Below are 5484 nucleotides of genomic sequence, written 5' to 3'. Positions count from 1 at the left end.
ATTTTGGTATTTTGGTATTTTGGTATTTTGGTATTTTGGTATTTTGGTATTTTGGTATTTTGGTATTTTGGTATTTTCAAGTCAAAGGTCGATAAGCGGAACTATGAAGTTAAATTGTGCCGGTTGTTATATGGGGCAATCAATTAATCATTCGTGGTGCAAAGACCAAAAGTATCAACCCTACCCCCTCCCTAGGCTAAAGCCAGCGCTCCGAAGTCAAAGGCTCATTCTCTAATACAAAAGCTAACACTCAATCCTCTGCATACTAAAGTCAGCGCCCCAAAGTCAGAAGCGCTGAAACAATTAAACGAGAATTTAGTCACTACCAAACAAATCACGGGTATAGACTTTATCAGCCACGTCTTTGATCTCGTCAACCATACGGTTTGATACGATCACATCAGACATACCTTTAAACTCTTCCAAAGATTTAACAACTTTAGAGTTAAAGAAATCATTACCTTCAAATACCGGTTCATAAATAACCACTTCAATGCCTTTTGCTTTGATGCGTTTCATGATGCCCTGAATACTTGACGCCCTAAAGTTATCCGACCCTGACTTCATGATTAATCGGTAAATACCAACCACTTTAGGCTGTTTAGCAATAATTGAATTAGCAATAAAGTCTTTACGTGTCGTATTAGCATCTACAATTGCGCCAATAATATTATTAGGTACGTTTGCGTAATTTGCACGTAACTGTTTAGTGTCTTTAGGTAAACAATAACCGCCATAACCAAAAGAAGGATTATTATAATGATTACCGATACGAGGATCTAAACACACACCTTCAATGATTTGACGTGAATTTAAATTGTGCGCTTCAGCATAACTATCTAACTCATTAAAGTACGCGACACGTAAAGCAAGGTAAGTATTACTGAACAACTTAACCGCTTCTGCTTCTGTTGAATCCGTGAACAATACATCTATATTCTCTTTGATTGCACCTTCAACTAACAAACCAGCAAATACTTTAGCACGTTCAGACTGCTCCCCGACCACAATACGAGATGGATGTAAATTATCGTATAATGCACGCCCTTCACGTAAAAACTCAGGAGAGAAAATAAGGTTTTCACAACCTAATTCTTCTTTAATACTTTTTGTATAACCCACAGGAACAGTTGATTTAATCACCATTACTGCATTAGGATTAATCGCCATCACGTCTTTAATAACCGACTCAACAGAAGACGTATTAAAGTAGTTTGTTTCAGGATCATAGTCTGTTGGTGTAGCAATAATGACAAATTCAGCATCTTTATAAGCGAATTCTTTATCTAATGTAGCAGTAAAGTTCAATGGTTTATTTTTTAAAAAGTCTTCAATCTCAACGTCCGCAATAGGCGACATTTTTTGATTCAATAATTCGATTTTCTCAGCAATAACATCAACAGCAACAACTTGGTTATGTTGAGCTAATAAAACTGAGTTAGATAATCCGACATAACCGGTACCAGCGACTGCTATTTTTCTCATTTTAAATCTCTCTGTGTAGATAGTGAATCACTTAATAAAATATGAACAAGGTGATTATATCTTTATTTTTTTAATCGTAATAAGCCAAAAATCGAGTAAAACAAAATAATTAATAACGTTTACAGTCAGTCTTTCACATCATTAAACGTTATATTCCAGCTCCGCTAGCGCTTTATCAATAAATTCGCTTAGTTCAAACTTAAGCGTAATAAGTTTCAACGGTACTAATAAAGTGTTGTAGCGACTCACTAGGAAGATGGTTAATACCAGCTGCGGCTGCACGACCACCACCTGTTTCAAATTGACTACAAATATCACCAGCGCCCTGCTTATTCTCTAATGGTGCACGTAAAGAAACTAAGTAGCCACCTTGCTCATTCTTAGTTAACACGGCAAAAGCACTACTTGGCTGTTGGTTAGCGAGTAAATTCCCATATACACCACTAATACGACGAGACCATTTTTCATCAGGTAATTCAAATACACTCAATTTTTCACCACTGTAAACAGCAGCAATCGCTAATGCTTTCTCTAAATCGTCTTGATAAGCTGCCTGTAATGCATAATAAGGTGATGCTTTATCTTCAAACACATCAAACGGGCTTTTATATTTCAACAATGCGGTAAATAATTCAGCAGGGTCAAAATGTAAATCTGCAATATCAGCACCGTAACCATTATAATTAATTAACGTGCCCAACTCTTTTAACTGTTCTGCTTGTGCTTCGTTATAACCTGCTGTAGATGCTAATTGGTCAGCTTTAGCGATTAAGTTATCACCATACGCCGCACAAATAGCCCAATCATGGAACTGACCTTTTAGATATTGATCGACAATTAGAGCAGTACAAGTATTCGCATCTAAATCAATTAATGCTGTTAGCTTTTCATACTCAGGAATATCACCAGAACGATGATGGTCGGCATAAAATACCTCAGCGCCTTTATCAAGCACATCAATTAATGCTTGTGTATTCTTTTCCATTGAAATATCTAACACAGTAAACGTATCTTCAGCATTAGCTGATACCGTTTTTAATAATTGAATATTTCTTTTTACTCCACTAACAAGAGTAGACTTCAAAGGAGTTGATAAACGTAATTGAATTAATGAGATAATGCCGTCGGCATCTCCGTTAAAAATGTCGTAATGCATAAAATAACCTTTCCTATGAAACCGGTAACTTGTTACCAAATAAACGATGAATTAATCCACTAACTTTCCAAGCATTTGAATATAAGTGAAAATAAACGATAAATAAAAGAATGAGTAAACTAGACATGACCACTTCAGAGACATTAGAAACTTCACCAACAATACCAACCGCCGCACCAATCAAAGCAAAAATAGAAATAAAGATCAGTACTTGCGTATCCGATAGACCAATATCTTGTAATTTATGATGTAAATGCCCGCGGTCAGCCTGAAATGGCGACTGTTTACTTTTGATACGTCTAATAATATTAGCAATCATATCTAATAATGGCACCGTCATCACCCATAAAGCCGTAATAGGTCTAAAAGCGAGTGATGAATCAGACTCTCCAACTTGATTATCGAGATGCATTGAAGATTGACTCCCCACCACCAATAAACAAATCACAACAAAGCCAATGAAGAAACTGCCTGAGTCCCCCATAAATACTTTATAACGATTTCCTGGAAGTATCGATAAATTACATAGCAGGAAGGGAATTAAGGCAGCAATAAAACACACACAAATCGAAGTCAGTTTAAATTGCTCGTTTAATCCAAAGAGAATAGCCAGAGATAAAAAAGAAATAATACTCAAGCAGCCCAGCAAACCATCTACACCATCTACCATATTAAAAGCAGTGATCACGCCAATCACCACAATCACGGTGAAAAATAACGATGCACCATATAAATGAATGTCTCCTAACGCAAATAAATCACCTAACGAGCTTATTTTAAATTGGGCAAAATGATATAGGAAAGTAGTAATCGCAATCATAGAGAGTAAACGCAGCGACACTTTTAAATTTATTTTGTCATCAATCACGCCAAGCAACATTAAAAAGCCACTGCATGATACAAAATATAAAACATCAGAAGTAAATTTTTGTTCGAAAAACAAGACACAAACTAAAGCAATATAAATAGCAGGTCCGCCAATGACGGGGATATTACCTTTGTGTAGCTTACGATGGTTAGCTTTATCCACCAGCCCAAATTGAATGGCTTTTGGGTGGAAAAAGTAGAAAAGAAAAGATGAAACTACAAAAGACATAAGCGACGTTATTATCATTGAGCCCAACATAACCGACACCTTCATTATTTACTTACTTATTGTTCACTTTTGTCATACAAGTGACAATTCCATTTGAGCCTGAATGATAGCACTCTAACTAACTATTTTTAAAGTGCTTTTAATATAGTCCACATAATAGAAAATTTAATTTATTATTATAATCTGTCAAATATAACTAAATAGTCAATATCTTAGAGAGTCATTGAATGGATAAGTTCATTTATCTTTTAATACACAAAGATTCAGTTTATAAACCGACTAAAGGAATAAATGCTTAATGGCAGGCTATTTATAAAAAATTATAAGCTTTGATAAATACTAATAGCTTGCTGTAAATCAGGATAAAAAGTAAGTTCGCCCTGATGCAAAATAATTGCACTATCACAGAACTCTTCTATTTCTTTAAGATCGTGACTCACCATAATTAAACTGGCCGTTTTTCGTTTACCTAACAACGCCTGACGAGCTTTAATTCGAAATTTTTGATCGCCTACTGACGTCGCTTCATCTATTAAATAAACATCAAAATCAATCGCTATACAGCAACCAAAAGCTAATCGAGACTTCATACCACTAGAATAGTTTTTAACAGGTAAATCGTATTTGATACCTAGCTCTGCAAAATTTTTAACTTTTTCTTCATATTCATCTAAATTCTCCACGCCATTAACACGACCAATAAAGCGCGTATTTTCACGCCCTGTCATTTGCGGATGAATACCAGTAGACAAAGCCACTGGCCAAGAGATAGCTTTGTCTGTTACCACTTTGCCTTTATTCGGATACTCACTGCCAGCTAAGATCCTAAACAACGTTGACTTACCTGCACCGTTCGATCCTAAAATACCAATATTATGACCATCAGGAATATCAAAGTTAATATTCTGAAAAATAAATTGAGGCCCTAAATCAGAAGGATAATACTTAGTAAGGTTTTGCAATTTAATCATAGTTTCATACAAAGCTTTGTTAAAAAGTGGATCGCTAGCTTATCTTTATTCACAAACAGGAGCAAGATACCCCTAAATAAAATAATGATTATTTCATTTTAATAAGTTTCAACAATCGACTTCCATCAGTTTTTCACTTCATACGCCTGATTTTAGTCCTTTGAACCTGTGATTTTAGTACTTCCTTCATATAACTTTAGCCTAGGGAGCATTGGCTTTAGCCTCCAGATATTCCGGTCTTAAGGTTTGTTCTATAAATCTATGACCTTAGCCCTTTGACCTTGTAATTTCAGTCTTTTGACCTAGGGGCACTGGCTTTAGCCTGCAGGTTTTGTGTGTTGTTTTATATTTTTTACTGCAAAAATAAAATCAACAAATATAAAACATTAAAACTAGCAAAATAAAAACAGGAATAGCAAAGCTCTTGACCTAGGGGCGCTGGCTTTAGCCTGCAGGTTTTGTGTGTTGTTTTATATTTTTTTACTACAACAGAAAAATCAACAAATATAAAACATTAAAACTAACAAACTAAAAACAGGAATAGCAGAGCTCTTGACCTAGGGGCGCTGGCTTTAGCCTGCCAGTATGCGAGTCATCGCATACGTCTATTCACCACGGTGAACGAAGTGAAGAACAACAATTCAACACATAAAAAAACAAGCAAGCTAAAGATGTCCTCTTAAAAGCTGTGTCGTAAATTTAATTAATAACAAACAAGTATGCTGAAAAAATAATCCCAAAGCGCTTTTGCTCATTGCTCTAAGCTATCGCCTAAT

General features: G+C 35.4%; 4 protein-coding genes. All 4 read right to left on the bottom strand.

Annotated features, from left to right (window positions below; translation table 11 throughout):
• Positions 1-315: 315 nt before the first annotated feature.
• On the bottom strand, positions 316-1485 hold the full coding sequence (locus tag Q0794_RS17900; RefSeq protein ID WP_298944221.1) for a nucleotide sugar dehydrogenase: 1170 nt from the start codon (positions 1483-1485) through the stop codon (positions 316-318).
• A 199-nt stretch (positions 1486-1684) separates the two neighbouring features.
• Entirely contained in the window at positions 1685-2641 is a 957-nt protein-coding gene (locus Q0794_RS17895) for a DHH family phosphoesterase (protein WP_298944219.1), read from the bottom strand.
• A gap of 13 nt (positions 2642-2654) precedes the next feature.
• Positions 2655-3767, bottom strand: a complete 1113-nt coding sequence (gene wecA, locus Q0794_RS17890) for a UDP-N-acetylglucosamine--undecaprenyl-phosphate N-acetylglucosaminephosphotransferase (protein WP_298944217.1) — start codon at positions 3765-3767, stop codon at positions 2655-2657.
• Positions 3768-4057: 290 nt separating this feature from the next.
• On the bottom strand, positions 4058-4708 hold the full coding sequence (locus Q0794_RS17885; RefSeq protein ID WP_298944215.1) for an ABC transporter ATP-binding protein: 651 nt from the start codon (positions 4706-4708) through the stop codon (positions 4058-4060).
• Positions 4709-5484 lie beyond the last annotated feature (776 nt).

The sequence above is a fragment of the uncultured Psychromonas sp. genome (assembly GCF_947489755.1).
GTDB lineage: Bacteria > Pseudomonadota > Gammaproteobacteria > Enterobacterales > Psychromonadaceae > Psychromonas.
This window is presented reverse-complemented; position numbering and strand designations above follow the sequence as displayed.